The 24936-nt window shown below is 66.2% G+C and carries 24 protein-coding genes; 12 read left to right on the plus strand and 12 right to left on the minus strand.

Annotated features, from left to right (window positions below):
- Window positions 1–2907, plus strand: coding sequence for a M16 family metallopeptidase (locus tag IE113_RS05115; protein ID WP_189539340.1), 2907 nt, complete (start codon window positions 1–3; stop codon window positions 2905–2907).
- A 37-nt stretch (window positions 2908–2944) separates the two neighbouring features.
- A complete protein-coding gene (locus IE113_RS05120; RefSeq protein ID WP_189539341.1) occupies window positions 2945–3244 on the plus strand; it encodes a hypothetical protein in 300 nt (99 codons plus the stop codon).
- A gap of 73 nt (window positions 3245–3317) precedes the next feature.
- On the opposite strand, the gene IE113_RS05125 is transcribed toward IE113_RS05120, so the two are convergent.
- From IE113_RS05125 to rpsU, 7 genes are all read right to left on the minus strand, one after another.
- A complete protein-coding gene (locus tag IE113_RS05125; RefSeq protein WP_189539342.1) occupies window positions 3318–4235 on the minus strand; it encodes a hypothetical protein in 918 nt (305 codons plus the stop codon).
- Window positions 4232–4816, minus strand: coding sequence for a hypothetical protein (locus tag IE113_RS05130; protein ID WP_189539343.1), 585 nt, complete (start codon window positions 4814–4816; stop codon window positions 4232–4234). The genes IE113_RS05125 and IE113_RS05130 overlap by 4 nt, the downstream gene beginning before the upstream one ends.
- Window positions 4817–4897: 81 nt before the next feature.
- Window positions 4898–6394 carry an Asp-tRNA(Asn)/Glu-tRNA(Gln) amidotransferase subunit GatB gene (gene gatB / locus IE113_RS05135; protein ID WP_189539344.1) on the minus strand — a complete coding sequence of 499 codons (1497 nt, stop codon included), beginning with the start codon at window positions 6392–6394 and terminating at the stop codon, window positions 4898–4900.
- A 1-nt stretch (window position 6395) separates the two neighbouring features.
- Entirely contained in the window at window positions 6396–7880 is a 1485-nt protein-coding gene (gene gatA / locus IE113_RS05140; protein WP_189539345.1) for an Asp-tRNA(Asn)/Glu-tRNA(Gln) amidotransferase subunit GatA, read from the minus strand.
- The gene (gene gatC, locus IE113_RS05145; RefSeq protein WP_189539346.1) at window positions 7880–8182 is read right to left on the minus strand and encodes an Asp-tRNA(Asn)/Glu-tRNA(Gln) amidotransferase subunit GatC; all 303 of its coding nucleotides are present in this window, start codon (window positions 8180–8182) and stop codon (window positions 7880–7882) included. Before gatC ends, gatA begins: the two co-directional genes overlap by 1 nt.
- A 45-nt stretch (window positions 8183–8227) precedes the next feature.
- A complete protein-coding gene (locus IE113_RS05150) occupies window positions 8228–8773 on the minus strand; it encodes an FKBP-type peptidyl-prolyl cis-trans isomerase (protein WP_189539347.1) in 546 nt (181 codons plus the stop codon).
- 99 nt (window positions 8774–8872) lie between these two features.
- A complete protein-coding gene (gene rpsU / locus IE113_RS05155) occupies window positions 8873–9079 on the minus strand; it encodes a 30S ribosomal protein S21 (protein WP_189539658.1) in 207 nt (68 codons plus the stop codon).
- Window positions 9080–9364: 285 nt separating this feature from the next.
- On the opposite strand from rpsU, the gene IE113_RS05160 reads away from it, so the two are divergent.
- From IE113_RS05160 to IE113_RS05190, 7 genes are read left to right on the plus strand one after another with little or no spacing between them, the layout of a single operon-like run.
- Window positions 9365–10915 (plus strand): sodium:solute symporter, encoded by a 1551-nt coding sequence (locus tag IE113_RS05160; protein WP_189539348.1) that lies wholly within the window; start codon window positions 9365–9367, stop codon window positions 10913–10915.
- Window positions 10916–10925: 10 nt separating this feature from the next.
- Window positions 10926–11327, plus strand: a complete 402-nt coding sequence (gene crcB / locus IE113_RS05165; protein WP_229822151.1) for a fluoride efflux transporter CrcB — start codon at window positions 10926–10928, stop codon at window positions 11325–11327.
- Window positions 11324–12607, plus strand: a complete 1284-nt coding sequence (locus IE113_RS05170; protein WP_189539349.1) for an RluA family pseudouridine synthase — start codon at window positions 11324–11326, stop codon at window positions 12605–12607. The genes crcB and IE113_RS05170 overlap by 4 nt, the downstream gene beginning before the upstream one ends.
- On the plus strand, window positions 12607–13209 hold the full coding sequence (locus tag IE113_RS05175; RefSeq protein WP_189539350.1) for an FMN-binding negative transcriptional regulator: 603 nt from the start codon (window positions 12607–12609) through the stop codon (window positions 13207–13209). The genes IE113_RS05170 and IE113_RS05175 overlap by 1 nt, the downstream gene beginning before the upstream one ends.
- Window positions 13206–13859: an HAD-IA family hydrolase gene (locus tag IE113_RS05180; protein WP_189539351.1), complete on the plus strand. Its 654-nt coding sequence runs from the start codon at window positions 13206–13208 to the stop codon at window positions 13857–13859. Before IE113_RS05175 ends, IE113_RS05180 begins: the two co-directional genes overlap by 4 nt.
- Complete coding sequence (locus tag IE113_RS05185; protein ID WP_189539352.1) at window positions 13856–14065, plus strand: hypothetical protein; 210 nt, start codon at window positions 13856–13858, stop codon at window positions 14063–14065. Before IE113_RS05180 ends, IE113_RS05185 begins: the two co-directional genes overlap by 4 nt.
- The gene (locus tag IE113_RS05190) at window positions 14062–14757 is read left to right on the plus strand and encodes an ATP12 family chaperone protein (protein ID WP_189539353.1); all 696 of its coding nucleotides are present in this window, start codon (window positions 14062–14064) and stop codon (window positions 14755–14757) included. The genes IE113_RS05185 and IE113_RS05190 overlap by 4 nt, the downstream gene beginning before the upstream one ends.
- A 4-nt stretch (window positions 14758–14761) precedes the next feature.
- On the opposite strand, the gene IE113_RS05195 is transcribed toward IE113_RS05190, so the two are convergent.
- Genes IE113_RS05195 through IE113_RS05210 form a run of 4 tightly spaced genes read right to left on the minus strand, consistent with a single transcriptional unit; the run spans window position 14762 to window position 18263 of the window.
- The gene (locus IE113_RS05195) at window positions 14762–15379 is read right to left on the minus strand and encodes an ABC-type transport auxiliary lipoprotein family protein (protein WP_189539354.1); all 618 of its coding nucleotides are present in this window, start codon (window positions 15377–15379) and stop codon (window positions 14762–14764) included.
- On the minus strand, window positions 15376–16314 hold the full coding sequence (locus IE113_RS05200; RefSeq protein WP_189539355.1) for an MlaD family protein: 939 nt from the start codon (window positions 16312–16314) through the stop codon (window positions 15376–15378). Before IE113_RS05200 ends, IE113_RS05195 begins: the two co-directional genes overlap by 4 nt.
- 9 nt (window positions 16315–16323) lie before the next feature.
- Window positions 16324–17154, minus strand: a complete 831-nt coding sequence (locus IE113_RS05205) for an ABC transporter ATP-binding protein (RefSeq protein WP_189539356.1) — start codon at window positions 17152–17154, stop codon at window positions 16324–16326.
- The gene (locus tag IE113_RS05210; RefSeq protein WP_189539661.1) at window positions 17151–18263 is read right to left on the minus strand and encodes an ABC transporter permease; all 1113 of its coding nucleotides are present in this window, start codon (window positions 18261–18263) and stop codon (window positions 17151–17153) included. The genes IE113_RS05205 and IE113_RS05210 overlap by 4 nt, the downstream gene beginning before the upstream one ends.
- A gap of 101 nt (window positions 18264–18364) precedes the next feature.
- On the opposite strand from IE113_RS05210, the gene IE113_RS05215 reads away from it, so the two are divergent.
- From IE113_RS05215 to IE113_RS05225, 3 genes are read left to right on the plus strand one after another with little or no spacing between them, the layout of a single operon-like run.
- The gene (locus tag IE113_RS05215; protein WP_189539357.1) at window positions 18365–21058 is read left to right on the plus strand and encodes a valine--tRNA ligase; all 2694 of its coding nucleotides are present in this window, start codon (window positions 18365–18367) and stop codon (window positions 21056–21058) included.
- Entirely contained in the window at window positions 21055–21789 is a 735-nt protein-coding gene (locus IE113_RS05220) for a 7-carboxy-7-deazaguanine synthase QueE (RefSeq protein ID WP_189539358.1), read from the plus strand. The genes IE113_RS05215 and IE113_RS05220 overlap by 4 nt, the downstream gene beginning before the upstream one ends.
- The gene (locus IE113_RS05225; protein ID WP_189539359.1) at window positions 21786–23183 is read left to right on the plus strand and encodes an MATE family efflux transporter; all 1398 of its coding nucleotides are present in this window, start codon (window positions 21786–21788) and stop codon (window positions 23181–23183) included. The genes IE113_RS05220 and IE113_RS05225 overlap by 4 nt, the downstream gene beginning before the upstream one ends.
- A gap of 3 nt (window positions 23184–23186) precedes the next feature.
- Here the strand turns inward: IE113_RS05225 and IE113_RS05230 are convergent, their stop codons facing one another.
- The gene (locus tag IE113_RS05230; RefSeq protein ID WP_189539663.1) at window positions 23187–24881 is read right to left on the minus strand and encodes an ATP-binding protein; all 1695 of its coding nucleotides are present in this window, start codon (window positions 24879–24881) and stop codon (window positions 23187–23189) included.
- Window positions 24882–24936: the final 55 nt, after the last annotated feature.

The following is a 24936-nucleotide window of genomic DNA, read 5'->3' on the forward strand; positions in this document are numbered from 1 at the left end:
ATGCGCCGATTGCTGCCCGTTTCGCTGCTTGCCCTGTCGCTGGCGGCCTGCTCTGCCGGTCCCCGCGCCGAAGTGGTCGCCCCGCCCCCGCCCGTTGCCGCCGTCCCGGCCACGCCGGCCCCCGCCCCGCTGGCTGAACTGGTCAAGGCGGTCGACATTCCGTTCGAGCGGTTCCAGCTCGCCAACGGATTGACGGTGATCGTCCATACCGACCGCAAGGCTCCCATCGTTGGCGTCACCACTTATTACCGCGTCGGGTCCAAGCACGAGCCGAAGGGCCGCACCGGGTTTGCCCACCTGTTCGAACACCTGATGTTCGGCGGATCGGAAAACGTCCCCAATTTCGACGTGCCCCTGGAAAGCGCCGGATCGACTTCGACCAACGGCTCCACCTGGTATGACCGCACCAACTACGTCGAAACCGTGCCGACCGGCGCGCTCGATCTGGCGCTGTTCATGGAAAGCGACCGGATGGGTCATCTGTTGGGTGCGGTCACGCAGGACAAGCTGGATAAGCAGCGCGGCGTCGTCCAGAATGAAAAACGACAGGGCGACAATCAGCCTTACGGGCTGGAAGGGTTCGCGCTGGGCGACGGGCTGTTCCCGGTTGGCCATCCCTACCGCCACTCCACAATCGGTTCGATGGCCGACCTCAGCGCCGCCAGCCTGGCCGATGTGCGTAAGTGGTTTACCGACAACTACGGCCCCAACAACGCCGTACTGGTGCTGACCGGCGATATCGACGCCGCGACTGCCCGCCCGATGGTGGAAAAGTGGTTCGGCAAGATCCCTGCTGGTCCCGCCGTCCCCTCGGTCGCCGCCGCTCCGGTCACCCTGCCCGCCCCGGTCGTGCGCGACATCGCCGATCAGGTGCCAACCCTGCGCCTGACCCGCAACTGGAGCGGTCCGGGTCTGGCCGACGGCGATGCCGAGGCGCTGGCCGTGGGGCTGGACGTGCTGGGCGGCCTCGCCAGTTCGCGGCTGGACAACGCACTGGTGCGCGGCAGCCAGCAGGCGACCAGCGTATTTGCGGGTGTGCAGCAGCATGAACAGCTGTCGATGATCCAGGTGGCGATGGACGTGAAGGCCGGGGTTGCCCGCGCCGATGCCGAAGCCGCGCTCGACGCCGTGATCGCAAAGTTTCTGGCCGAAGGGCCGACCGAGGATGAACTGCGCCGCTCCGCCACCCGGCTGGTTTCACAGGAAATCGGCCAGCTGGAAGTGGTCGGCGACTTTGGCGGCAAGGGCATGACGCTGGCCGAAGGACAGCTCTATCTGGGCAATCCAGCCAACTACAAGGAAAGCCTCGCCCGGATCGCCGCGCTTACCCCGGACAAGGTCCGCGCGGCCGTGGCCAAGTGGCTGTCGCGCCCGGTCCTGGCAGTCAACACCGTACCCGGCACCCGCACCGAAAAGGGCGAGCTGATGGGCGGCTGGGGCGATGAAGCCGCCAGCCCCGCCCCTAAGACAGCGAAAGCCGCCGACGCAAAAGCAGCCGCGCCGAAGCTCAAGACCGGGCCGAAGCGCGAATTTCCACCGGTTGCGCCGGTCGGCGATCTGGCCTTCCCGGCGGTGGAGCGCGCGGTCCTGTCCAACGGGATGCCGATCGCGCTGGCCCGCCGCACCGCCGTGCCCAAGGTGATCGTCAGCATCAGCTTCGATGCCGGGACGTCCGCTGACCGGCTGAGCACCCCCGGCACGCAGTCGCTGATGCTGGGCCTGCTGGATGAAGGTACCGCCACGCGCGATGCCGTCGCCATTGCCGAGGAACAGGAACGGCTGGGCGCGTCGATCTCTGCTGGGGCCGGGCTGGATTCCAGCACCGTGACGCTGAACGCGCTGACCGCCAACCTTGCCCCCTCGCTCAGCCTGCTGGCCGATCTGGTCCGCAACCCCGCATTCCGCGCCGAAGACGTGGCCCGCGTGCGCGACCAGCAACTCAGCAATATCGCGCAGGCGCAATCCAACCCGCGCGCGCTGGCCAGCCGGAACCTGCCGCCGCTGCTGTTCGGCGCGGCCCATCCCTATGGCCTGCCCGGTGACGGGCTGGGCGATGCGAAATCCGTCGCCGCGCTCACGCCGGCGGCCTTGCGCGCCGCGCATGACAAGTGGCTACGGCCCGATACGGGCCGGATCACCGTGGTCGGCGATGTGACGATGGCGCAGTTGAAGCCGCTGCTGGAGGCCGCGTTCGGCGGCTGGCAGCCGCCCGCACAGGCCCGCCCGGTCAAGCCGCTGGACCTGCCGGTACCCGCCCCCTCGCCCCGGATCGTGCTGATCGACCGCCCGAACTCGCCGCAGTCGGTGATCGTTGGCGGGCGGGTGCTGCCGCTGACCGGCAAGGACCGGGATCAGGAAGCGCTGGACCTCGCCAACGAAGTGCTGGGCGATGGCTTCCTCAGCCGCCTCAACCTGGACCTGCGCGAAGACAAGGGCTGGTCCTATGGCGTGCGCAGCGCGGTCAGCAGCCCGGTCGGTCCGCGCAGTTTCAGCGTGGTTGCCCCGGTGCAGGCAGATCGCACCGGCGATTCGATCCGCCTCCTGCTGGACCAGATGGCCGCCTTCCCCGCGAAAAAGCCGGTCAATGCAGAGGAACTCACCCGCGTTACCGATGGCAACATCCGGGGCCTGCCCAACCGGTTCCAGACCAACGCCCAGGTGCTGGGTGCGATTGTCGGGAATGACCGGCTGGGCCGTCCGGACGATTATTACGCCACCCTGCCCACCCGCTATCGCGGCATCGATGCGGCGGCGATGAACCGCGCGGCGCAGCAATATCTCCAGCCCGCCGGGCTGGTGTTCGTGGTGGTTGGTGACCGCAAGGTGATCGAACCGCAGCTCAAGTCCCTGCCCCTGCCGCTGGAAATCGCAACGCCGGTTGACAGCGGCGCGGTGGCGGGCGAGTGATAGCGCTACTTACCCTAATGTCAGTGAGGAGAGAGACATGTCTATTGCCGGTACCTACGAATGCGTGACCAAGACCCCGATGGGCGACCAGAAGAGCGAATTCACGATTGAAGTGAACGGTGACACTTTCACCGGCAAGAACGCTGGCGCGATGGGTTCGATGGACCTCGAAAACGGCAAGATCGACGGCAACAAGCTGACCTGGTCGATGAAGATGACCGTGCCGATGCCGATGACGCTGGAAGGCGAAGCCACGGTCGATGGCGACACCATCACGGGCGGCGTGAAGGCCGGCGCGTTCGGCACTTTCCCGATGAGCGGCACCCGCAAGGCCTGAGCCAGCGCGGACCCGATAGCGAAAGGGCGCCGGAGGGTTACACCGGCGCCCTTTTTGCTGGCCGTTCGCCCGCTCAGCTGGCGGGCGGCTGGGCCACGGGTTCGACCGGTGCAGCAACAGCTTCAGCGACCGGCGCGGGCACAGCCTTGGCCCGCAGGTCCACCTGCTTGCCGCGCTCGTACATGAACACGCCCTCGATCTCCATCACCCGGTCCACTTCCTGCCCATACCAGTTGGGGCGGGTGCCAGCCGGCTTGAACGCGGCGGGAATCACCGAGCCTTCCGGCAGGCGCGGATCGCTGAACACGATCGGCTTCAGGCGATAGTTGGTGGTGCCCGGCGGCAGGTCGAACGGAGTCTTGGGCCGCTCTTCCTTGGGCAGGTCGCGGTGTGCCTCGGCAAAGGGGACCGAATATTCGAACGAGACGACCTTGCCCGCCGGAGCCTCGAACGAGACGGTGCCCAGGCACGCACAGGTCATGCCTGCGCCATAGAACAGGTATTCACCCGGCGGGACTTCCTGCAGGAAGGCCGAACCGTTTTCCTTGTTGAACCGGTTCTGCGGCCCCAGCGTGACGGTGCGGGTCTGCTCATAGAGCGGGAAGCCGAAGTTCTCCTCGGTCGGTTCCTGCGGCTCCTTGGGGCGCTTCACGCTGGAATCCGCCTTTTTCAGATAGCCCATCTCGCGCACCCAGGCGGCGTGCTTCTTTTCCCACTTGGCCCGTTCCTTGGCCAGTTCCTCGGCCCGCTCCGCCGCGTGCGCAGCGGCCTGTTCGGCGTTGGGCAGCTTCATCAGCGTGGGCATGACGAAGAACGGGGAATAGACCAGGATGTAGGCCTTGTCCGGCTTCAGCGCGACCGGGCCGGGCTTGTCGCGGATGATCGTGGTTTCCCACTTCTCCTTGTCCTTCTTCTCCTCGGCCGCGGCGGTCCCGGCCTGCAGCGTCAGGATGGCGGCGGCGCTGGCAAGCGCGAGGCTCCGCGCGCTCACAGCCCCAGCTCCTTGCCCGCCGGGCGCGGACCGGAAGCGACCTTGGCCTGCTGGGCCAGCATCGCCTGGCGCTTGTCCTCGCCCTCGGCGGAGAAGCCTTCCTCGAAATTGAATTCCTGCCACAGGTCTTTCTCCAGCCCGAACCGGGCGTAGCCGCGATAGCCCATGCAGCGGCGCATGTTGACGCGGCGCAGACGGCGCTTTTCAGCCGAGCCGAAAATCGCGGCGATCATCACGTTGGCGATCACGCCCCCCGCCGCCCCGGCAGCGGTGTAGGTATAGGGATAGGGCGCTTCCTGGTACTTGTACCCGCTGGAAAGTCCGCGCGCGAACCCGTCGCAATCGCGCAGGTCAGCCAGCGCTTCCTCGAACGTGGTGTTCGCCCGGTTGAAGAAATAATACTTGTCGAAGTCCGCCTCGATCAGCGGGTTCGACACGAAGTCCAGCTTCGGCATCGGCACCGTCGCCGGATCGGGCACCACGGTCATCGGATCGACCTTGGGCGCGGAGCCTTGCGCCCCGGCGGCGGACGCCACCAGAGCCAGCGAGGCGGCCAGCCCCGTTACAGTTTTGCGCGACATCTAAGGATTGCCCCCTCACATTCTCTCGTGAGGGAATGACTTGCAGGAAAATACCTATCCCGCAAGCCACCCGGCAATCGCTTATCCCAGTTTCTTGCGCAGCAATTCGTTGACGACCTGCGGGTTCGATTTGCCCTGCATCGCCTTCATCGTCTGGCCCACGAAGAACCCGAACAGGGCTTCCTTGCCGCCCTTGTATTCTTCGACCTTGGCGGCGTTGTCGGCCAGGACCTTGTCGATCGCGGCTTCGATCGCGCCGGTATCGCTGGTCTGCTTCAGGCCCTCACGCTCGACGATGGCGGCCGCGCCGTCACCGGTTTCGAGCATCTTTTCCAGCACCTGCTTGGCAATCGAGCCGGAGATCGTGCCGTCCGCGATCAGCGCCAGCAGTTCCGCGCCGCCTTCCGCCGTGACCGGGCTGTCAGCCAGCCCCTTGCCCAGCTTGTTGAGCGCGCCGAACAGTTCCGAAATCAGCCAGTTGGACGCCTGCTTGGCCAGCTCCGCTTCCGGCTTGCCCGCCTTGGCGGCAGCAGCGGCCAGCAGCGCTTCGAACCAGCGCGCGGTCTCGACATCCGCCGTCAGCACGCCCGCCGCATAGGGCGCCAGCCCCAGCGCGTTTTCATAACGGTGGCGCTTGGCGTCCGGCAGCTCGGGCAGCGACGCGCGGCATTCCTCGATGAAGGCATCGTCCAGCACCAGCGGCAGCAGGTCCGGATCTGGGAAATAGCGGTAATCGTGCGCGTCTTCCTTGCTGCGCATCGAACGGGTTTCGTTCTTGTCCGGGTCGTAGAGCCGGGTTTCCTGCACGACCGTGCCGCCATCCTCGATCAGGTCGATCTGGCGGCGCGCTTCGCTTTCCACCACGGCCATCACGAAGCGGACGGAGTTCACGTTCTTGGTTTCGGTGCGGGTGCCGAACGGCTCGCCCGGACGGCGGACCGAGACATTGACGTCCGCGCGCATCGAACCCTGGTCCATGTTGCCATCGCACGACCCGACATAGCGCAGGATCGTGCGCAGCTTCGCCAGATAGGCCCCGGCTTCAGCGGGCGAGCGGATATCCGGGCGGCTGACGATTTCCATCAGCGCCACGCCCGACCGGTTGAGGTCGACATAGGACATCGTCGGGTGCTGATCGTGCATCAGCTTGCCCGCGTCCTGCTCCACGTGAATGCGCTCGATCCCGATGCGCTTCACGTCCGCTTCGGGGTTCTTGTCATCCAGGCTGATCTCGATCTCGCCCTCGCCCACCAGCGGGTGGTAAAGCTGGCTGATCTGATAGCCCTGCGGCAAATCGGCATAGAAGTAGTTCTTGCGATCGAACCGCGACCACTTGTTGATCTGCGCGTTGATCGCGAGGCCCGTGCGGACCGCCTGGCGGATGCATTCGCGGTTCGGCACCGGCAGCATCCCCGGCATCGCGGCATCGACGAGGCTGACCTGCGTGTTCGGCTCCGCCCCGAACGCGGTCGCCGCGCCGGAAAACAGCTTGGAATTCGACGTGACCTGCGCGTGAACCTCAAGGCCGACCACGACCTCCCATTCACCCGTCATGCCCTGGATACGATATTCGCTCATCTTACCACCACTGTTCCGGCTTCGCGGAGAACTGCGCGCGCGCTTCGATTGCGAGGCCCGCGTTGAGCACGCCCTGTTCGTCGAACGGCCGTCCGACGATCTGGAGGCCCAGCGGCAGCCCTTCGCGGTTGAGGCCTGCGGGCACGGACATCGCGGGCAGGCCGGCCAGCGAGGCCGGCACGGCGAACACGTCGTTCAGGTACATCGCCAGCGGATCGGCGGTCTTTTCGCCCAGCCCGAACGCCGCCGTCGGCGCGGTGGGCGCGAGGATGACGTCGCAGTGCTGGAACGCCAGTTCAAAGTCACGGGCGATCAGCGCGCGGACCTTCTGCGCCTGCGTGTAATAGGCGTCATAGAAACCGGCGGACAGCACGTAGGTACCGATCAGGATGCGGCGCTTCACCTCGGCCCCGAAGCCGGCGGCGCGGGTCGCGGCATACATCTCTTGCAGGTTCGCGCCGTCCGGCAGATCGCGCAGGCCATAGCGCACGCCGTCATAACGGGCGAGGTTGGACGAGGCTTCGGCCGGGGCGATGATGTAATACGCGGGCAGCGCATACTTGGTGTGCGGCAGGCTGATCTCGACGATCTCGGCCCCGGCATCCTTCAGCCAGGCGATCCCGTCGTCCCAGCTCTTGGCGACATCGGCATCGAGGCCGTCGACGCGGTATTCCCTGGGAATGCCGACCTTCTTGCCCTTCATATCGGCGTTCAGGCTGGCTTCCCAATTGGGAACGGCCATGTCGAGGCTGGTCGAATCCTTGGGATCGAACCCGGCCATCGCCTCCAGCATGATCGCGCAGTCGCGCACGTCGCGCGCCATCGGCCCGGCCTGATCGAGGCTGCTGGCGAAAGCCACGATGCCCCAGCGGCTGCACCGGCCATAGGTCGGCTTGATGCCCGAAATCCCGGTGAAGGCGGCGGGCTGGCGGATCGAGCCGCCAGTGTCGGTGCCGGTCGCCGCCGGGCAGAGCCGCGCGGCAATCGCCGCCGAGCTGCCGCCAGACGAACCGCCCGGCGCCATCGCGGCCGTGCTGCCATCGTTGCGCCGCCAGGGCGAAATGACGTTGCCGAAATAGCTCGTCTCGTTCGATGAACCCATTGCGAACTGGTCAAGGTTCAGCTTGCCCAGCATCCCCGCGCCCGCATCCCACAGCTTCTGGCTGACGGTGCTTTCGTACTGCGGCGTGAAGCCTTCCAGCATGTGGCTGGCGGCGGTGGTCTGCACGCCCTTGGTGGCGAACAGGTCCTTCATGCCGATCGGCACGCCCGCCAGCTTGCCCAGCGCGTTACCGGCAGCGCGGTCGGCATCGACCTTGCGGGCGGCGTCCAGCGCGGCTTCGGGGGTGGTGACGATGAACGCGTTCAGCGCCTGCGCGGCGGCAACGCGGGCGTTGAACGCTTCGGCCACTTCCACGGCGGAAAACGTGCCAGCAGCAACGCCGTCGCGGATCGCGGCAACGGTAAGGTCGGTCAGGTTGGTCATTACTCGATCACCTTGGGCACGCCGAAAAAGCCATGTTCGGCGGCCGGAGCATTGGCCAGGACGGCATCGCGCACGTCGCCGCCGGTCAGCGGATCGGCGTTGATCACGTCATCGCGCAGCCGCAGCGTGTTGGGGATCACGGCGGTCATCGGTTCGACCCCGGTGACGTCGACTTCGCCCAGCTGTTCGACCCAGGCCAGAATCCCGTTGAGTTCGGGGACCATCGCCTCAAGCTCGCTCTCGCTGACCTTGATGCGGGCCAGCGAGGCGATGCGGGCCACGGTAGCGGTATCAACCGACATGGCAGTTATCCTTGGTAAGAAACGTTGGAGTGGCGCAACCGCGCCTTACTGGGCGCCGCCCGGCATGCCCTGCGGCATCCCTTGCGGGCCAGCGGCCCCGCCACCCTGCTGCTGCATCTGCTGCATTTGCATCTGCATCGCGCGCTGGGCCGCCTCGATCTCGGCGCGGTCCTTGAAATCGATCAGTTCGATTTCGAAGGTCAGGTCGGTGTTGGGCGGAATATCGCCCGCCGCCTTGTCGCCATAGGCCAGTTCGGCCGGGATCTCGACCTTGTACTTCCCGCCGCGCTGCATCTTCTGCAGGGCCTGGGTAAAGCCGGGGATCACGCCTTCGACCGGGAACGCGGCCTGTTCCTGCTGGTCGAACACCTTGCCGTCGGGCAGCGTGCCCTTGTACTTGATCAGCACCACGTCCTTCACCGTCGGCGACGGGCCGGTGCCCACCTTCAGCGTCTCGACCTCTACCGAGCCCGGCAGCGTCGCATAGGCAAGGCCGGCGGCGGCGAGCGCGGCGGCGGCAACGCCGATCCACAGCTTGGTCAGGGCGCCCTTGGCAATGGGCTGGAGCGGGACGCGGGTGATCTCGGTCATCTTGGGCCTTCCTTCGGGCGCACCAAAACAAAAGGGCGCGGATTCGTCCGCGCCCTCATGGCTTATCGCGTTGCAGCGTTCAAGGCTGCAAGCGGCGTCTTACTTGACGCCGTCGCGTTCCGCCCGCTTGCGCTCCATCTTGCGAGCGCGGCGCACGGCAGCGGCCTTTTCACGGGCGCGCTTTTCCGACGGCTTTTCAAAGTGACGGCGCAGCTTCATCTCGCGGTACACGCCCTCGCGCTGCAGCTTCTTCTTGAGCGCGCGCAGAGCCTGTTCGACATTGTTGTCCCGGACGAGAATTTGCATAAACCGACACACCTCACAAACGAAAGGAACAGAGCCCCGCTGATCCGTAGCGCGGGGAATGTGCCTTTGCGAAATAGCAAAAGAAACACGAACCGAATCCGCCAGGATCGGCTCCAACCGGCGGGCGGCTAGCAGAGTCGCGCTGGGAACGCAAGCCGCGAAAGCACCCTGTGGCCGAACTGCCGCTTGCGCGGCGACTCCGGCACGGCGCCCAGTTACCCTGCCCGCCCGGATTGCGCCAGCCCCCGTTCTGTGGTGTCTGCACGCAACAAGGGGGCGCTTTTCATGCAGACCAGTTTCACGCTGGCGGATTGGGCCGTGCTGGCGGGCTATGTCCTGCTGCTGGCGACGGCAGGCTGGCTGTCCACCCGGCGCGGGCTGGCCAGCCGGGACGATTACTTCCTGGCCGGGCATCATGCGCCGACCTGGCTGGTGGCGATTTCGGTGCTGTCGACCGTGCAATCGGCGGCGACGTTCCTCGGTGCGCCCGATTCCAGCTATCGTGGCAACTTCACGTACCTGTCAGGCGTGATCGGTGCCCTGCTGGCCGCGTGGATCGTCGCCCGGGTGCTCATCCCGCGCTTCTACGCGCTGGGGGTGACGACGGTGTACGAGCTGCTCGAAACCCGCTTTGACGCCACCGCGCGGCGGGCGGCGGCGCTGATGTACCTGCTGGGCCGGATCCTCGCCAGCGGCGCGCGGCTCTACCTCGCGGCCATCGCCGTCTCGATGATCCTGTTTCTTGACGTTGACCCGCAACACATTGCGATATCGGCGTTTATTCTGCTCCTGTTCGGGCTGGTATTCACCTTCATGGGCGGGTTAAACTCGATCATCTGGAGCGATCTTGTCCAGGTCGTCCTCTATGTCGGCGCCGCCCTGATCGTCGCGATTTACCTGTGGAGCCTGATTCCGCTGGATTTCGGCCAGGCCGTGGACGCCCTGCGCCACGCCCCAGGCGGAACGGACAAGCTGGTGCTGATCGACACCTCGCTGAACCTGTCGGCACCATTCGGGATCTTCGCGGTACTCACGGGGGTAACCCTGCTCAACGTCGGCTCCTCTGGCCTCGATCAGGACATCACCCAGCGCCTGATCGCCTGCCGCGACGCCCGGCAAGGCAACCGCGCGCTCTATCTCGCCAACTGGGTATCGCTGCCGGTGATCGCGCTGTTCCTGCTGATCGGCGCGCTGCTGCATTTATACTATGCCAGCGGCAGCGCCCCCAGCGGCAGCTTCAACGGCGAGAAGGTGACGGTGTTCATGCACTTCATCCTGACCGAACTGCCCCCCGGTCTGCGCGGACTGGTGACCGTGGGCGTGATCGCGGCGGCGGCCATCAACTCAGGGCTGATCTCGATGGCCTCGGTGCTGGTCAACGACCTCTATCGCCCGCTTGCCGAGCGCAGGGCCCCGCGTGGTGACGCTCACTACGTCCGCGCCGGGCGGATCGCGACGATCGTGCTGGGCTGCGCGTTGTTCGGAATGGCGATCCTGTCCTACTACTGGCAACGCTATGCCGACAGCTCGCTGCTGGAATTCGTGCTGGGAGTGATGGCCTTTGCCTATTCCGGGCTGATCGGGGTCTATGCCATCGCGCTGTTCACCACGCGCGGTTCCTCCGCCAGCGTGATCGCTGCCTTTGCCGCCGGATTCCTGACCGTTCTGGCGTTCCAGCCCTATGTGATCGACAGCCTGAACCTGCCGGAAAGCCTGCGCGGCATCGCCTTTCCGTGGCAACTGGTGGCCGGAACGCTGATTGCCGCAGCGGTCTGCGCGATCGCTAGCGGCCAGGCATCGGGCAAGGGTGTGGTCAGAAGCGGGGCAACACGCTAAGGCGGGCGCAATGAACAACCCTCCTTCTTTTGCGATGTCATCGCTCTATGTCGCCGCGGGCGGCGGTCTGGGCGCCTGGCTGCGCTATCTGGTCGGCCGCCTGTGGGGCGCGTCCGGCGGTACGGCTGCGTTTCCTTATGCCACGCTGACCGTCAATATTCTCGGCAGTTTCGCCATGGGCCTGCTGGCCGGCTGGCTGGCCCGGTTCGGTGCGCACGGGGAAGGCTGGCGCCTGCTGCTGGGCGTCGGACTGCTGGGCGGCTTCACCACGTTTTCCGCGTTCAGCCTGGAACTGGTCAACATGATCCAGCGCGGCAATTGGGCGCAGGCTGGCAGCTACAGCGCCCTGTCGCTGATCGGCGGGATCGCCGGGCTGCTGGCGGGCCTCGCCGTGGTGCGGGGGCTGGCATGAGCGACCCCAAGGACACCGCCGCCGTCCGCCAGTTCACCGTCCGCGCCGATGATGACGGCGTGCGGCTAGACCGCTGGTTCAAGCGCCACTTGCCGCAGATCGGCTTTGCCACGGTCAGCCGCTGGGCGCGCACCGGGCAGATCCGCGTCGACGGCAAGCGCGCCGATCCGGCAGACCGACTGACCACCGGGCAAGTGTTGCGCGTGCCGCCGGGCGGCGACGCCCCGGAAACCAAGGCCCGCACCCGCAAGCCGCTGACCGAGGCGCAGATCGCGCTGGCCGACAGCATGGTCATCACGCAGGACCGCGCCGCCATCGTGCTGAACAAGCCGCCGGGCCTCGCCACGCAGGGCGGCAGCGGCACATATGAACACGTCGACGGGCTGCTGGACGCCTTCGCGCCCGATGGCCCCCGCCCCCGGCTCGTCCACCGGCTCGACAAGGACACTTCCGGCGTCCTGCTGATCGCCCGCACGCCGGGCGCCGCGGCGTTCTTTTCCAAGCGCTTTTCGGGCCGCACGGCGCGCAAGATCTATTGGGCGCTGATCACCGGCGTCCCCTCGATCGAGGACGGGCTGATCGAACTGCCGCTGGCCAAGCAGCCCGGCACCGGCGGCGAAAAGATGATGGTCGACGAAAGCGAGCACGGCCAGCCCGCCCGCACCCGCTATCGCGTGATCGACCGCGCCGGCAACCGGGCGTGCTGGGTGGAACTGCAACCGCTGACCGGGCGCACCCACCAGTTGCGCGTCCACATGGCGGCGATTGGCCACCCCATCGTCGGCGACGGCAAGTATGGCGGGCCGGACGCCTTCCTGTCGGGCAGCATCAGCCGCAAGATGCACCTGCACGCCCGCCGCCTGATCATCGAGCATCCGGACGGCGCTCCGCTGGACGTCGTGGCCGAACTGCCCGAACACTTCGCGGCCAGCATGGAGCAACTGGGCTTTGACGAGGCCGACGGCGCCGATCTGCCCGAAGCCCCGCGCCTGCCCGAACGCGAAGCGCGCAAGCTGGCGGCCAAGGCCCACGCCAAGCAATACCGCAAGGAACGCCGCGGTGAGCGCAAGGGGGGCGAACGCAAGAGCGGTGACCGCCGTGCCCGCACCGGAGGAAGCGGAATTGCCGATGCCCCGCCCAAAAAGCGCGGCCCGACCAAGGGCAAGGGATCGCCCAAGCCTGCCAGCAAACCGGCCGGAAAGCCGCTTGCCGCCAAGGCACCGGCCCGTGCCCGCCGCCCCGCCGGAACCAAGGCGGCACCCCGGCCGGGCAAACGCTGATGCATCCGAACGCCGCCTTCCGCCATCCTGACCGGGCGCTGTGCGAGGCGCTGATCGAGGAAATCGGGTTCGGCATGGTCTTTGCGACCACGCCTGACGGCCCGCGCGTGGCCCATGTGCCGCTGCTGTCCACCGGGGACGGCGCGATCCAGTTCCACCTGTCGCGCGGCAACGCGTTGACCAAGCACCTCAACGGCGCAACCGCGCTGATCGTGGTCAATGGCCCGGACGGCTATGTCTCCCCGCGCTGGTATGCCGACCGGGAACAGGTGCCGACGTGGAACTATATCGCGGTCGAACTGGAAGGCCGGGTTCGGCGGATGGATGCGGATGGGCTGCTGGCCCACCTTGAAGCCGTGTCCGACCGCCACGAGGAACGGATCGTCGAGGGTGATTTCTGGTCGATGGACAAGCTCCCAGCCGAGAAATTGCGCGGGTTGCTGGCCGGGATCGTCGGGTTCGAGATGGAAATCCAGGCCTGGCGCGAGACGCTGAAACTGTCGCAGAACAAACCGGCCGACGAACGCGCTCGCGTCGCGGACGGGCTGGAATCCGAAGGATCGCCCGCGATTGCCCAACTGATGCGGACGCTGACGCCATGACGGTGAAGCTGGCGGTGTTCGATTGCGATGGCACGCTGGTCGATGGCCAGGGCGGGGTCTGCGCATCGATGGACGCGGCCTTTGCGGCTGTCGGGCTCGCCGCGCCGGATCATCATCAGGTGCGCCGAATCGTCGGGCTCAGCCTGCCGCAGGCAATCCGCCTGCTCGCCCCGGATGCCGAGGAACCCGTCCGGGCCGAAATCGACCGCGCCTACCGCGAGATCTTCCGCGCCGCGCGCGAGGCCGGGCAACTGGCCGAACCGCTGTTCCCCGGCATCCGCGCCTGCCTGGACAGCCTGCGCGATGCAGGCTGGACGCTGGGCGTGGCGACCGGCAAGTCGGATCGGGGGCTGGAACATTGCCTGGCGACCCACGGCATTTCCGGCCACTTCGTGACGTTGCAAACCGCGGATCGGCACCCGTCCAAGCCCCATCCCGCCATGCTGGAGGCCGCCATGGCCGACGCACTGGCCGATGCAGCCCAGTCGGTCATGATCGGTGACACCCAATTCGACATCCTGATGGCCGTCAACGCCGGGGTCCGCGCGATCGGGGTCGACTGGGGGTATCACACGCCGCATGAATTGCTGGATGCGGGGGCCGAGACGGTGGTCCGCTCCCCCGCCGAATTGCTGGAGGTGCTCCAGTGAGCAAGGATCCCGCGATGGCGCGGTTCTTCATCATTCAGGCGGTCCGGGCGGGCGGTGTCGCGCTGGCGGTCTATGGCCTGATCGCCTTGGCGGGCAAGGCTGCATTGCCGCCGCCGGCCGGACTGGTGCTGACCGTGATCGGCATGATCACAGCCTATCTTGGCCCGCTGACCCTCGCCAAACGCTGGAAAAGTCCCGACGCATGAAGCGCTTTTACAAGGAAGCCGCCGCCGCACCGGTTGCGGGCGGCTGGCAAGTGACGCTGGATGGCCGCGCGATCAAGACCGCCGGGGGACGCCCGCAGATCGTCCAGAGCGAAGCCGCAGCGACCCTGCTGGCGCGCGAATGGGCCGATCAGGGCGAGGAGATCGATCCCGCGCGCTTCTTGCTGCGCGATCTGGCCGACTATGCGCTGGATGTCGTCGCGGCGGATCGGGCGGACGTGATCGCCACGCTGCTGCGCTATGCCGAAACGGACACGCTGTGTTACCGCGCCGAGGCGGGAGAGCCGCTGGAAGCGCGCCAGATCGAGGTCTGGGAACCGCTGCTGAAAGCGGCCGAAGCACGCTGGGACATCCATTTCGAACGGATCGGCGGCGTGATCCACCGCCCCCAGCCCGCCGCAACGCTGAAGCGGCTGGAAGCCGTGCTGCAGGCCGAAGATGACTTCGCGCTGGCCGCGCTCAACACGCTGACCACGCTGGCGGCATCGCTGGTGATCGGCCTTGCCGCGCTGGCTGCGGATGCCGATGCGGACGCGCTGTGGGACATCGCCAATCTTGAGGAAGACTGGCAGGCCGAGTTGTGGGGCAAGGAAGCGGAATACGTCGAGCGCCGCGCCCGGCGCCTCGCCACGTTCACTGCCGCAATGGAGTTCGCGCGGGCCGTTCGCGGCTAGGCGCTTACTGCGCCATCCATTCCGCCACCTGGCCCGCCACATCGTTCGCCGCCCGGTTCAGCGCCGCCCCGACCGCGTCGGGCTTGGCCGACACCCCAGAAACGACGCTTTCAAACCGCCGGGTCGCAACTTCACCACTCGGACCGGTGCGGAAGGCATCGAAGCGCACCACCACCGCCATTTCGCGCGCGTCATACCCCATGTCGAGCAACCGGCCCGACAGCCGCGTGCCAATCAGCGGCGCGGCCTGATCGTCTTCCAGCACCAGCCGCCCGCCACCACCCGGCAGCGGCTGGGCGCGCAGGGTTTCGGCCAGCAGCCCCCGGAACAACCGTGCCGGGCGTTCCACCCACAGGGCGTCTTTCAGATAGGCGATGCTGGACGCGCTGACCTGCACCGGAACCCGCTGAACCGCCAGTCGCTTGTCGGTATCGGGCTCCATCACCATGATCGCAGTCGCACCGGTGCCGGATGCCACCGCCCCGGCGGGAGCGGACTTTGCCGGAGTGAGGCTCAGCAGCGACGGCGGCGCCTTGCCACCGCCCAGCCCCAGACAGCCCGACAGCACCAGCGCGGCGGCGGTCACCGTGGCAAAGCGCAGCGATTTCACGGTCTGGATCATGGCTTGTATTCCGGCAGCTTGTCTCCGCCCAGCAGCGCGGCGGCGCCCTGATCGTTGACCTTTTCAGTCAGGTCGCGCAGCGCGCGGGTGGTGGCGCGCAGGTCGCGGATCGCCGCTTCGGCCTGCGGCAGGGTGGTTTCGTTCAACTGGCGCGCGGCGGGCCGGGCATCGGCCAGCGTGGCATTCAGCGTATCCGACGTCTTCTCGATCGATTTCAGCGAAGTGCGGAACTGTTGCAGCATCTGCTTGCCCTCGCCATTCAGCGTGGCGTCGGTATTCGCGGCGATCTGTTCAAAGCTCTTGAGCGCAACCTGGGCTTCCAGCAGGGTCTTCTGCAGTTCCACCATCGTGCGCTGCACTTCGGGCGAGGAGTTGGCGAGCTGTCCGGTCAGCCGGTCGGTGTTGGTCAGGATATTCTCGATCGACTGCTGGTTCTTGTCGGAAAAGACCGTGGTCATCCGCTCGGTCAACGTGGCCAGCCGTTCGAGCAGAACCGGCGCGGTATTGAGCAGTTCGCCCAGACCGCCACGTTTGGTGGGGATCACCGGCACGCCCTCCGGCCCGGCTTCGGTCAGCGGCGGCGCACCGCGCACGGCCCCTTCCAGCTGGATGTTCGACACGCCCGTGAACCCGCTCTGGATCGTGGCGGTCGTGCCAAGCAGCACCGGCACATCATCGTTCAGCGAAATCCGCACCCGCACGAAACTGGGGTCCTTCTTCCACAATTCGATGGTCTTGACCTGCCCCACGGGCACGCCCGAAAAGCTCACCGCCGACCCTTTGGACAGGCCATCAACCGACTGCTTGAAGAACACGTCGTATTCCTGCTGGTTCGTCTGCCCCAGCCGGGCGATCCAGATGATGAACGCCGCCAGCACGGCCAGCAGCGCCAGCGTGACAGTGCCCACCCAGATGTGATTGGCCCGTGTTTCCATCGCCCTGCCTTATGCCCCCTGCCCGTTCGACTTGTCGATGGCTTTCGCCCGGTGCTGCGCTTCCGTCGCCGCCCGGCCGCGTGGGCCGTTGAAGTATTCCTGGATCCACGGATGGTCGAGCGCCAGCAATTCCGGGATCGTCCCCACCGCGATCACCTGCTTGTCGGCGATCACCGCCACCCGATCACAGATTTCGTGCAGCGTATCGAGATCGTGGGTGATCAGGAACACCGTCAGCCCCAGCGTATCCTGCAGCTCCTTGGTCAGCGCGTCGAACGCCGCGGCGCCGATCGGGTCGAGCCCGGCGGTCGGCTCATCCAGGAACAGCAGTTCCGGATCGAGCGCCAGCGCCCGCGCGAGGCCCGCGCGCTTGCGCATCCCGCCGGACAATTCCGAGGGATACTTCGCCGCCGCATCGGCCGGCAGGCCCGACAGCATGACCTTGAACCGCGCGATTTCGTGGCGCAATTCGTCACTGATCTCAGGATAGAATTCGCGCAGCGGCACTTCAACGTTTTCCGCCACGGTCAGCGTCGAGAACAGCGCGCCGCCCTGAAACAGCACACCCCAGCGGCTACGGATGTCGATCTCTCCCCCACCATAGGAACCGGCGTGCATGGTCTGGCCCAGCACCTCGATCCGGCCCGCGACTGGCGCCTGCAGGCCGATGATGGAGCGCATCAGCACCGACTTGCCGGTGCCCGATCCGCCCACCACGCCAATGATCTCGCCGCGCCGCACGGTCAGATTCAACCCTTCATGAATCACATGGTCGCCAAAGGCATTGCTCAGCCCTTCAACCACGATCGGGCAATCGCCGGTGTAGTGGAGTTCGCTCATCCCCAGCCAATCTCGGTGAAGAACACCGCGAAGAACGCGTCGAGCACGATCACCGCAAAGATCGCCTGGACCACGGCAACCGTGGTGCGGTGACCCACTTCCTCGGAATTGCCCTTGACCTGCATGCCCTGATAACAGCCGGTCAGCGCAATGATTAGGCCGAATACCGGCCCCTTGATCAGCCCGACCCACAGGTCATGCGTGGGCACCACTTCCTGCACGCGGGTGATGAAGGTCCAGAATGGAATGTCGAGCGTGAGCGTCGAAATCGCCGCGCCGCCGATGATCGACAGCAGCGCGGAATAGAACCCCAGCAACGGCATGACGAGGATGGCTGCCAGCACGCGCGGGATCACCAGCGCTTCCATCGGCGATACGCCGATGGTCCGCATCGCGTCGATTTCCTCGGTCAGCTTCATCGTGCCGATCTGCGCGGCAAAGGACGAACCCGACCGGCCCGCCACCATGATCGCGGTCATCAGGATGCCCAGTTCGCGCAGGGATATCCGCCCGACCAAATTGACGGTCATTTCGCCAAAGCCAAGATCCTGCAACTGCACCGCGCCCTGCTGCGCGATCACGATCCCGACCAGAAAGCTCATCAACCCGACGATCGGCAGCGCGGTGACCCCGACCAGTTCGACCTGCCGGACCACCGCGTTGACGCGCAGGCGCGAGCGGCCAAAGGTGATCGCCCAGGCCGCCACCAGCATGCCGCCCATGAATTCCAGAATGCCCAGCGTGCCCCGGCCCAGCGCGATCATGTAGTTGCCGACAAACGCCGGAACGCGCGTCAGCAGCGGCAATTCCTCAGGCACGATCGCGCCCTCGCCGCGCAGCGGCCGCAGCGCCGCGATCAGCCGCTCGGCCTCTTCGCTGGCGCCGGTGATCTGTGCGGCATTGTCGCGGGCCAGCCGCCAGACGGTCCACGCGCCGGTCGTGTCGATCTCGCGCACGCCGGACAGATCGATCTGCCGGACCGGCCCTTCCAGCTGGCGCAAGCGGGGATCGAGGGTGCCGACCGAGGACACCACCAGCGGCCCGGTCAGCGCGATGGTGAGCGCGCCATCGTCATCCGCTTGGACAGTAAAGTCGGCCTGGTCACGCATCTTATGCGCGGTCATGCGGGAAAATCCGCGCGCCGACAAGCTTGCCCGTGGCGCGGGGCGCACTTGCCACCCGCGCGGGGCGCTGGCAAAGGCCCGGAACGATGACTGACACTGCGCTCGACAAGACTTTCGACCCCGCCGCGATTGAGGCGAAGTGGTATGCCCATTGGGAGCAAGGCGGCCTGTTCCGCCCCGCGCGCCCGGATGCGACGCCCTATACCATCGTCAACCCGCCGCCGAACGTAACCGGCAGCCTGCATATCGGCCACGCGCTGGACAACACGTTGCAGGACGTGATGATCCGGTATGAACGCCTGCGCGGCAAGGATGCGCTGTGGGTGGTCGGCACCGACCATGCGGGCATCGCCACGCAGATGGTGGTCGAACGCCAGCTGGAAGCGAAGCAGGACAAGCGCACCAACTATTCGCGCGAGGATTTCATCGCCAAGGTCTGGGAATGGAAGGCCGAAAGCGGCGGCACGATCACGCGCCAGCTGCGGCGCCTCGGCTGCTCGATGGACTGGAGCCGCGAGCAGTTCACCATGGACCCGCACTTCACCCGCGCCGTGGTGAAGGTGTTCGTGGACCTCTACAACCGGGGCCTGATCTACCGCGACAAGCGGCTGGTGAATTGGGACCCCAAGCTGAAAACCGCGATTTCCGACCTTGAGGTGGAAACCCGCGAGGTCAAGGGCGGCTTCTGGCACTTCAAGTATCCGCTGGCCGATGGCGTCACGCGCGACGACGGGCTGGACTACATCGAGGTGGCGACCACCCGCCCCGAAACGATGCTGGCCGACATGTGCGTGGCCGTTCACCCGGATGATGCGCGCTATCAGTCGGTGATCGGCAAGGACATCGTCCAGCCGCTGACCGGTCGCCGGTTCAAGGTGGTGGCGGATGAGCACGCCGATCCGGAACTGGGCAGCGGCGCGGTGAAGATCACGCCGGGGCATGACTTCAACGACTTCGAAGTGGGCAAGCGCGCCGGGATCAAACCCGCCGACATGCTCAACATGTTCGATGCCGAAGCCAAGGTCGTGCAGACCGCCGACGGGCTGGTCCCCGCCGAATTCGTCGGCCTGGACCGGTTCGACGCGCGCGCGCTGGTGGTCCAGCGGATGAAGGAAGCGGGCTTCCTGATCCCGCACGTCACCAAGGACAAGGACGGCGCCGAAACCGAGCATGACGCCGAACCGCGCACGATCCAGACGCCGTTTGGCGACCGCGGCGGCGTGGTGATCGAACCCTGGCTGACCGACCAGTGGTATGTGAACGCGGCGGAACTTGCCAAGGCCCCGCTCGAAGCCGTGCGCAGCGGCGCGATCGAGATCGTTCCCAAGACCTGGGAAAAGACCTTCTTCAACTGGATGGAAAACATCCAGCCGTGGTGCGTCTCGCGCCAGCTGTGGTGGGGGCATCGGATTCCGGCGTGGTATGGCTCGGACGGTGCAATCCATGTCGCCGAAACCGAGGAAGAAGCACAGGCCAAGGCCGGTCCGGGCGTCACTCTGGAACGCGACAACGACGTGCTCGACACCTGGTTCTCCTCGGCGCTGTGGCCCTTCGCCACGCTGGGCTGGCCGGACGAGAGCGCGCTCGCGGCGCGCCACTATCCCAACGACCTTCTGGTTTCCGGCTTTGACATTCTGTTCTTCTGGGATGCGCGGATGATGATGATGGGGCAGGCGATGACGGGCAAGAACCCGTGGCCGCGCCTCTACCTGCACGGCCTCGTCCGCGCGGCCGATGGGCAGAAGATGTCCAAGTCCAAGGGCAACGTGGTCGATCCGCTGGGCCTGATCGACCAGTACGGCGCGGATGCGCTACGGTTCTTCATGGCGGCGATGGAAAGCCAGGGTCGCGACGTGAAGATGGATGAGAAGCGCGTCGAGGGCTATCGCAACTTCGCGACCAAGCTGTGGAACGCGGCCCGCTTCTGCCAGTCGAACGGGATCGGCGCGAGTGCTTCGATCACCGCCCCGGCGGCGACCAGCGCGGTCAACAAGTGGATCATCGGCGAAGTCGTCGAAACCGTCGCCGCGCTGGATCAGGCGCTGGCGGACCTGCGTTTCGATGCCGCCGCCAACGCGATCTACCACTTCGTCTGGGACCAGTTCTGCGACTGGTACATCGAGCTGATCAAGGGCAACTTCGACGCCGAAACCAAGGCGGTCGCCGGCTGGGTGCTCGACCAGATCCTGGTCATGCTTCACCCGTTCATGCCCTTCGTGACCGAGGAACTGTGGAGCAAGCTGGGCGACCGGGCCGACTATCCGCTGATTACCGCGCAGTGGCCGCAGCCGGGCGCGGCGGTCGATGCGGCGGCAAAGGCCGAAGTCGACTGGCTGATCGCGCTGATCGGCAACCTGCGCACCGCCAAGAACGAACTGGGCATTGCGCCTGGCGCCAAGCTGGACGCGTTCCTGCCCGATCCGTCGGACGCCACGCGCGGCATCATCGCCCGTAATCCGGCCGCAATCGAGCGGCTGGCGCGCCTCAACGGCATCCGGTTCGAAGCGGCCCCTGCCGGGGCAGCGATGCAGGTGGGCGCTGGCGACGCCAACATCATCGTGCCGCTGGAAGGCGTGATCGACATCGCGGCGGAAAAGACCCGCCTCGAAAAGGCGCTGACCGTCGCGCAGAAGGAAGCCAAGAGCCTGGAAGGGCGGCTGTCCAACCCGGCCTTCGTTGAAAAGGCGAAGCCCGAAGCCGTCGAAAAGGCCCGCGCCGACCATGCGATGCATACGGCGGAAGCCGAGCGACTGGCGGCAGCGCTGGCGCGACTGGGGTGAGCCTTACCCTCGCCACGGTCAATCCGGGCGAGCCGGAGATCTTCGCCTCCTTGCAAGGTGAAGGGCCGTCCGCCGGGCGGCCCTGCACGTTCGTGCGCCTGTCGCGTTGCAACCTGTCCTGCACCTGGTGCGACACGGCCTACACCTGGCGGTTCGAGGGCGACAACCGGCCGCACCGCGATGACCTGGCGTTCGAACGCAAGGCCAATCAGGTAGTGCTGGATGAGGCGGACGTTGCCGCACGGATCATGGCGCTGGGGCAGGACCGGCTGGTCATCACCGGCGGCGAACCGCTGCTCCAAGGCGCGGCGTTGGCGCGAATGGTGGCGCTGCTGGAAGGCCACCGAGTGGAAATCGAAACCAACGGCACGGTCGCTCCGCACCCCGCGCTCGATCCGTTGGTGGCGCAATACAATGTGAGTCCGAAACTGAAGCATTCGGGCAATCCCACTGAAATCGCACTGATTCCCGAACGGCTGGCCGCGTGGGCCGCCGATCCGCGCGCGACCTTCAAGTTCGTGATTGCCGATCCGGCGGACCTGGACGAGGTGCTGGCACTGCAAGCCGCCCATGCCATCCCGTCCGAGCGCGTGATGCTGATGCCCGAAGGGACGAGCAGCACGTTCATCCGTGACCGCTCACGCTGGCTGGCGCCGTTGGCGCTGGCGCACGGCATGCGCCTTTCGGACCGGTTGCACATCCATCTTTATGGTGACACGCGCGGTACATGAGCGAACCCGCCGCCCCCTCCGCCCCGTTGCGCGGCGACCTGACGCAGGGGCCGCTGCTGCGCACGTTGATGCTGTTCGCGCTGCCGCAACTGGTCGGCAACGTGCTGCAATCGCTAAACGGATCGATCAACGCGATCTGGGTGGGGCAACTGCTGGGCGACGGCGCGCTGGCGGCCACGGCCAATGCCAACATCATCATGTTCCTGCTGTTCGCGCTGGTGTTCGGGTTCGGCATGGCCGCGACAGTGAAGATCGGGCAGGCCTGGGGGCGCAAGGACATTCCCGGCGCCCGCCGCGCGCTGGGCACCGCGCTGGGACTGACCGGGGGCATAGCGCTGGTTACGACCGTGGGAGGCATGGTCTTTGCGCCGCAATTGCTGGATGTGCTCGCCACACCGGGCGATGCGCGGGGAGAGGCGCTGGCATACTTGCGCGTGGTGTTCATCGCCAACCCGATGGCAACCGTTACCACGATGATCGCGATGGGCCTGCGCGGGGCTGGCGATGCCGCCACGCCGCTGCGCTTCCTGATCCTGACCGTGGTACTGGACGTGATCCTGAACCCGCTGCTGATCCTGGGGTTCGGCCCGATCCCAGCGCTGGGGATCGCCGGGTCCGCCTGGGCAACGGTAATCGCCACGACCATCGGTCTGATCGGCCTGCTGGGGTGGATCTATGCCAAGGACCTGCCACTGCGGCTGCGCGGGACCGAGCTGCGCTGGTTGAAACCGCACCATGCCGAACTGCGTTTCATCCTGGCCAAGGGCCTGCCGATGGGGGCGCAGATGCTGATCATTTCCGGCGCGGGGGTGATCATGATCGGCCTCGTCAACCGCGAAGGGATCGTGATGGCGGCAGCCTATGGCGCGCTGTTGCAGGTGTGGAACTACATCGGGATGCCTGCAATGGCGATCGGCGGGGCGGTCAGCGCGATGGTCGCCCAGCACATCGGCGCGGCGCGGGAAGAACGGGTGGACGCGATCGGCTGGGCCGGCTCGCTGGCCAATCTGGCCATGACCGGCGCGCTGATCGCGGTGCTGGTGCCGTTTGACCGCCCGGTGCTGGAACTGTTCCTCGGCAGCGCCAGCGCGGCCGTGCCGGCGGCGCTGCATATCCAGGACCTGGCGATCTGGACCTACCTGCCCTTTGGCATCACCATCGTGCTGTTCGGCACCCTGCGCGCTTACGGCGTGATCTATGCCCAGCTCGCCGTGCTGCTGGTGTCGATGTATGCCGCGCGGCTGGGGGCCTATTGGCTGCTCTATCCGGTGCTTGGACCGGATGCGCTGTGGTATTCGTTCCTGATCAGCTCGGTCCTGTCGATGCTGCTGACGGTTGCGATCTATTTCTACGCCCCCTGGCGCAAGCGGATGCTGGCGCGGATCGCGAAGTAAATCTTACCGGCCCTGTGCGCGCCAGCGCTGGACCGTGCGCAGGACCATTTCCTCCTCGCCGCCGCTGCTGGACCACAGCTGGCTGATCGACGGGTCCGCGCTGGCTGGACGCTTGGTTTCTTCCAGATCATCAAAGCTGACGCGGATCGGGATCGACACGCCCTCGCCGCAGATGATGCATTCGCGGTTGCGCAGCGCGGGAATGGAATCGAGGAACCCGCGCGCGCCTTCCGGCATGGCTGCTTTCACGAAAGCCTGGTCGCGGTCGTTGTTGAGGCGCATCGAAATGATCGTGCCGCACTGTGACAGCACCCCTTCGGCCAGGTCTGACGGACGCTGGGTAATCAGCCCCAGGCTGACGCCGTACTTGCGGCCCTCCTTGGCGATCCGCCCGAGGATGCGGCCAACCGACGAGCCATCGGCGTTCTTTTCGCTGGGTACATAGCGGTGCGCCTCTTCGCAGACCAGCAGCACCGGCCGGGTCTTTTCATCGCGCGCCCAGATCGCGAAGTCGAACACCATGCGGCTGAGCACGGCCACCACCGTGGACGTGATGTCCGACGGCACGCCCGACACGTCGATGATCGAGATCGGCTTGCCCCGGCTGGGCATGCGGAAAATCTTGGCGATGAAATCCGCCATCGTGTCGCCCACCAGCATGCCGGAAAACATGAACTGATAGCGCGGATCGGCCTTGATCTCGTCGATCTTGTTCTTGATCCGCATGAACGGGGCCGACGACGTCGCCTTGTCCAGCTTGCCCATTTCGGTCTGGATCAGGTTGGTCAGGTCCGACAGCAGATAGGGGATCGGCGAATCGACCGTGATCTTGCCCATGCTTTCCGCCAGCCGGTTCTTTGACCGCGCGGCCAGCAGGCACTTGGCGAGAATGTCGGCGTCTTCCTGCCGCTCGTTGCCGCTGCTGGTCAGGAACACTTCGCAGTGTTCCTCGAAGTTCATGATCCAATAGGGCATCTGCAGGTTCGACACGTCGAAGATCATGCCGGTCTGCTTGAACGCCGCGCCGTATTCGCCGTGCGGGTCGATCATCACGATGTGACCTTCCGGCGCGTGTTCGCAGATCCGGTGCAGGATCAGCGCGGCGCTGGTCGATTTGCCGGTGCCGGTGGAGCCGAGCAGCGCGAAGTGCTTGCCCAGCATGGAGTCGATATACAGCCCGGCGCGAATGTCGCGTGTGGGGAACACGGTGCCAACCTGGATGCTGGTGCGCCCGTCGCTGGCATAGATCTGCTTCAGGTCGCTGCTGGTGGCCGGATAGATCAGGGCGCCGGGAATGGGATAGCGCGTCACACCGCGGCGGAAGCTGTGGATGCGGCCGGTCAGGCGTTCTTCGTCGCCTTCACCCAGAAAATCGATGTTGGCCATGATACCGCCAGGGGTCTTGGAATCCTGACGCTGGGTGCGAACGCTGGCGAGCAACCAGCTCTTGCCGACGCGAATCTTGACCTGGCTGCCGACCTGGCCCGCCAGCGCCACCGAAGGATCGCTGTCGGCCGAGCATTCCTGCAGGCGTTGCAAGTCGAGCGCAATGGCCGAGCCGGAGCCAGCGATTTCCAGAACGATGCCAATGGGTTCGCGGGCATTGTCGAAATCCTGCCCGGCGATGGCGTCTGCCGGGATATCGCCGGCCTGCGCCGGCTGTGCCGCGCCAAATCCACGCTGGCTCATGTCGTTCATACGTCCGTCCATTATCTTTTCCGGCAAGCCGACCCGCTTGCCTGTCAGGACATAG

The sequence above is a fragment of the Novosphingobium arvoryzae genome, from assembly GCF_014652615.1.
GTDB lineage: Bacteria > Pseudomonadota > Alphaproteobacteria > Sphingomonadales > Sphingomonadaceae > Novosphingobium > Novosphingobium arvoryzae.

Excerpts from the sequence above, each read along its gene's own strand:
- IE113_RS05205 (WP_189539356.1), bottom strand. The coding sequence starts at position 17,154 with ATGAGCGAACTCCACTACACCGGCGATTGCCCGATCGTGGTTGAAGGG.
- gatB (WP_189539344.1), bottom strand. The coding sequence starts at position 6,394 with ATGAGCGAATATCGTATCCAGGGCATGACGGGTGAATGGGAGGTCGTG.
- IE113_RS05215 (WP_189539357.1), top strand. The coding sequence starts at position 18,365 with ATGACTGACACTGCGCTCGACAAGACTTTCGACCCCGCCGCGATTGAG.
- IE113_RS05175 (WP_189539350.1), top strand. The coding sequence starts at position 12,607 with ATGCATCCGAACGCCGCCTTCCGCCATCCTGACCGGGCGCTGTGCGAG.
- IE113_RS05170 (WP_189539349.1), top strand. The coding sequence starts at position 11,324 with ATGAGCGACCCCAAGGACACCGCCGCCGTCCGCCAGTTCACCGTCCGC.
- IE113_RS05190 (WP_189539353.1), top strand. The coding sequence starts at position 14,062 with ATGAAGCGCTTTTACAAGGAAGCCGCCGCCGCACCGGTTGCGGGCGGC.
- gatC (WP_189539346.1), bottom strand. The coding sequence starts at position 8,182 with ATGTCGGTTGATACCGCTACCGTGGCCCGCATCGCCTCGCTGGCCCGC.
- rpsU (WP_189539658.1), bottom strand. The coding sequence starts at position 9,079 with ATGCAAATTCTCGTCCGGGACAACAATGTCGAACAGGCTCTGCGCGCG.
- IE113_RS05230 (WP_189539663.1), bottom strand. The coding sequence starts at position 24,881 with ATGAACGACATGAGCCAGCGTGGATTTGGCGCGGCACAGCCGGCGCAG.
- IE113_RS05160 (WP_189539348.1), top strand. The coding sequence starts at position 9,365 with ATGCAGACCAGTTTCACGCTGGCGGATTGGGCCGTGCTGGCGGGCTAT.
- IE113_RS05115 (WP_189539340.1), top strand. The coding sequence starts at position 1 with ATGCGCCGATTGCTGCCCGTTTCGCTGCTTGCCCTGTCGCTGGCGGCC.
- gatA (WP_189539345.1), bottom strand. The coding sequence starts at position 7,880 with ATGACCAACCTGACCGACCTTACCGTTGCCGCGATCCGCGACGGCGTT.
- IE113_RS05225 (WP_189539359.1), top strand. The coding sequence starts at position 21,786 with ATGAGCGAACCCGCCGCCCCCTCCGCCCCGTTGCGCGGCGACCTGACG.
- IE113_RS05150 (WP_189539347.1), bottom strand. The coding sequence starts at position 8,773 with ATGACCGAGATCACCCGCGTCCCGCTCCAGCCCATTGCCAAGGGCGCC.
- IE113_RS05210 (WP_189539661.1), bottom strand. The coding sequence starts at position 18,263 with ATGCGTGACCAGGCCGACTTTACTGTCCAAGCGGATGACGATGGCGCG.
- IE113_RS05180 (WP_189539351.1), top strand. The coding sequence starts at position 13,206 with ATGACGGTGAAGCTGGCGGTGTTCGATTGCGATGGCACGCTGGTCGAT.
- IE113_RS05130 (WP_189539343.1), bottom strand. The coding sequence starts at position 4,816 with ATGTCGCGCAAAACTGTAACGGGGCTGGCCGCCTCGCTGGCTCTGGTG.
- crcB (WP_229822151.1), top strand. The coding sequence starts at position 10,926 with ATGAACAACCCTCCTTCTTTTGCGATGTCATCGCTCTATGTCGCCGCG.
- IE113_RS05195 (WP_189539354.1), bottom strand. The coding sequence starts at position 15,379 with ATGATCCAGACCGTGAAATCGCTGCGCTTTGCCACGGTGACCGCCGCC.
- IE113_RS05120 (WP_189539341.1), top strand. The coding sequence starts at position 2,945 with ATGTCTATTGCCGGTACCTACGAATGCGTGACCAAGACCCCGATGGGC.
- IE113_RS05200 (WP_189539355.1), bottom strand. The coding sequence starts at position 16,314 with ATGGAAACACGGGCCAATCACATCTGGGTGGGCACTGTCACGCTGGCG.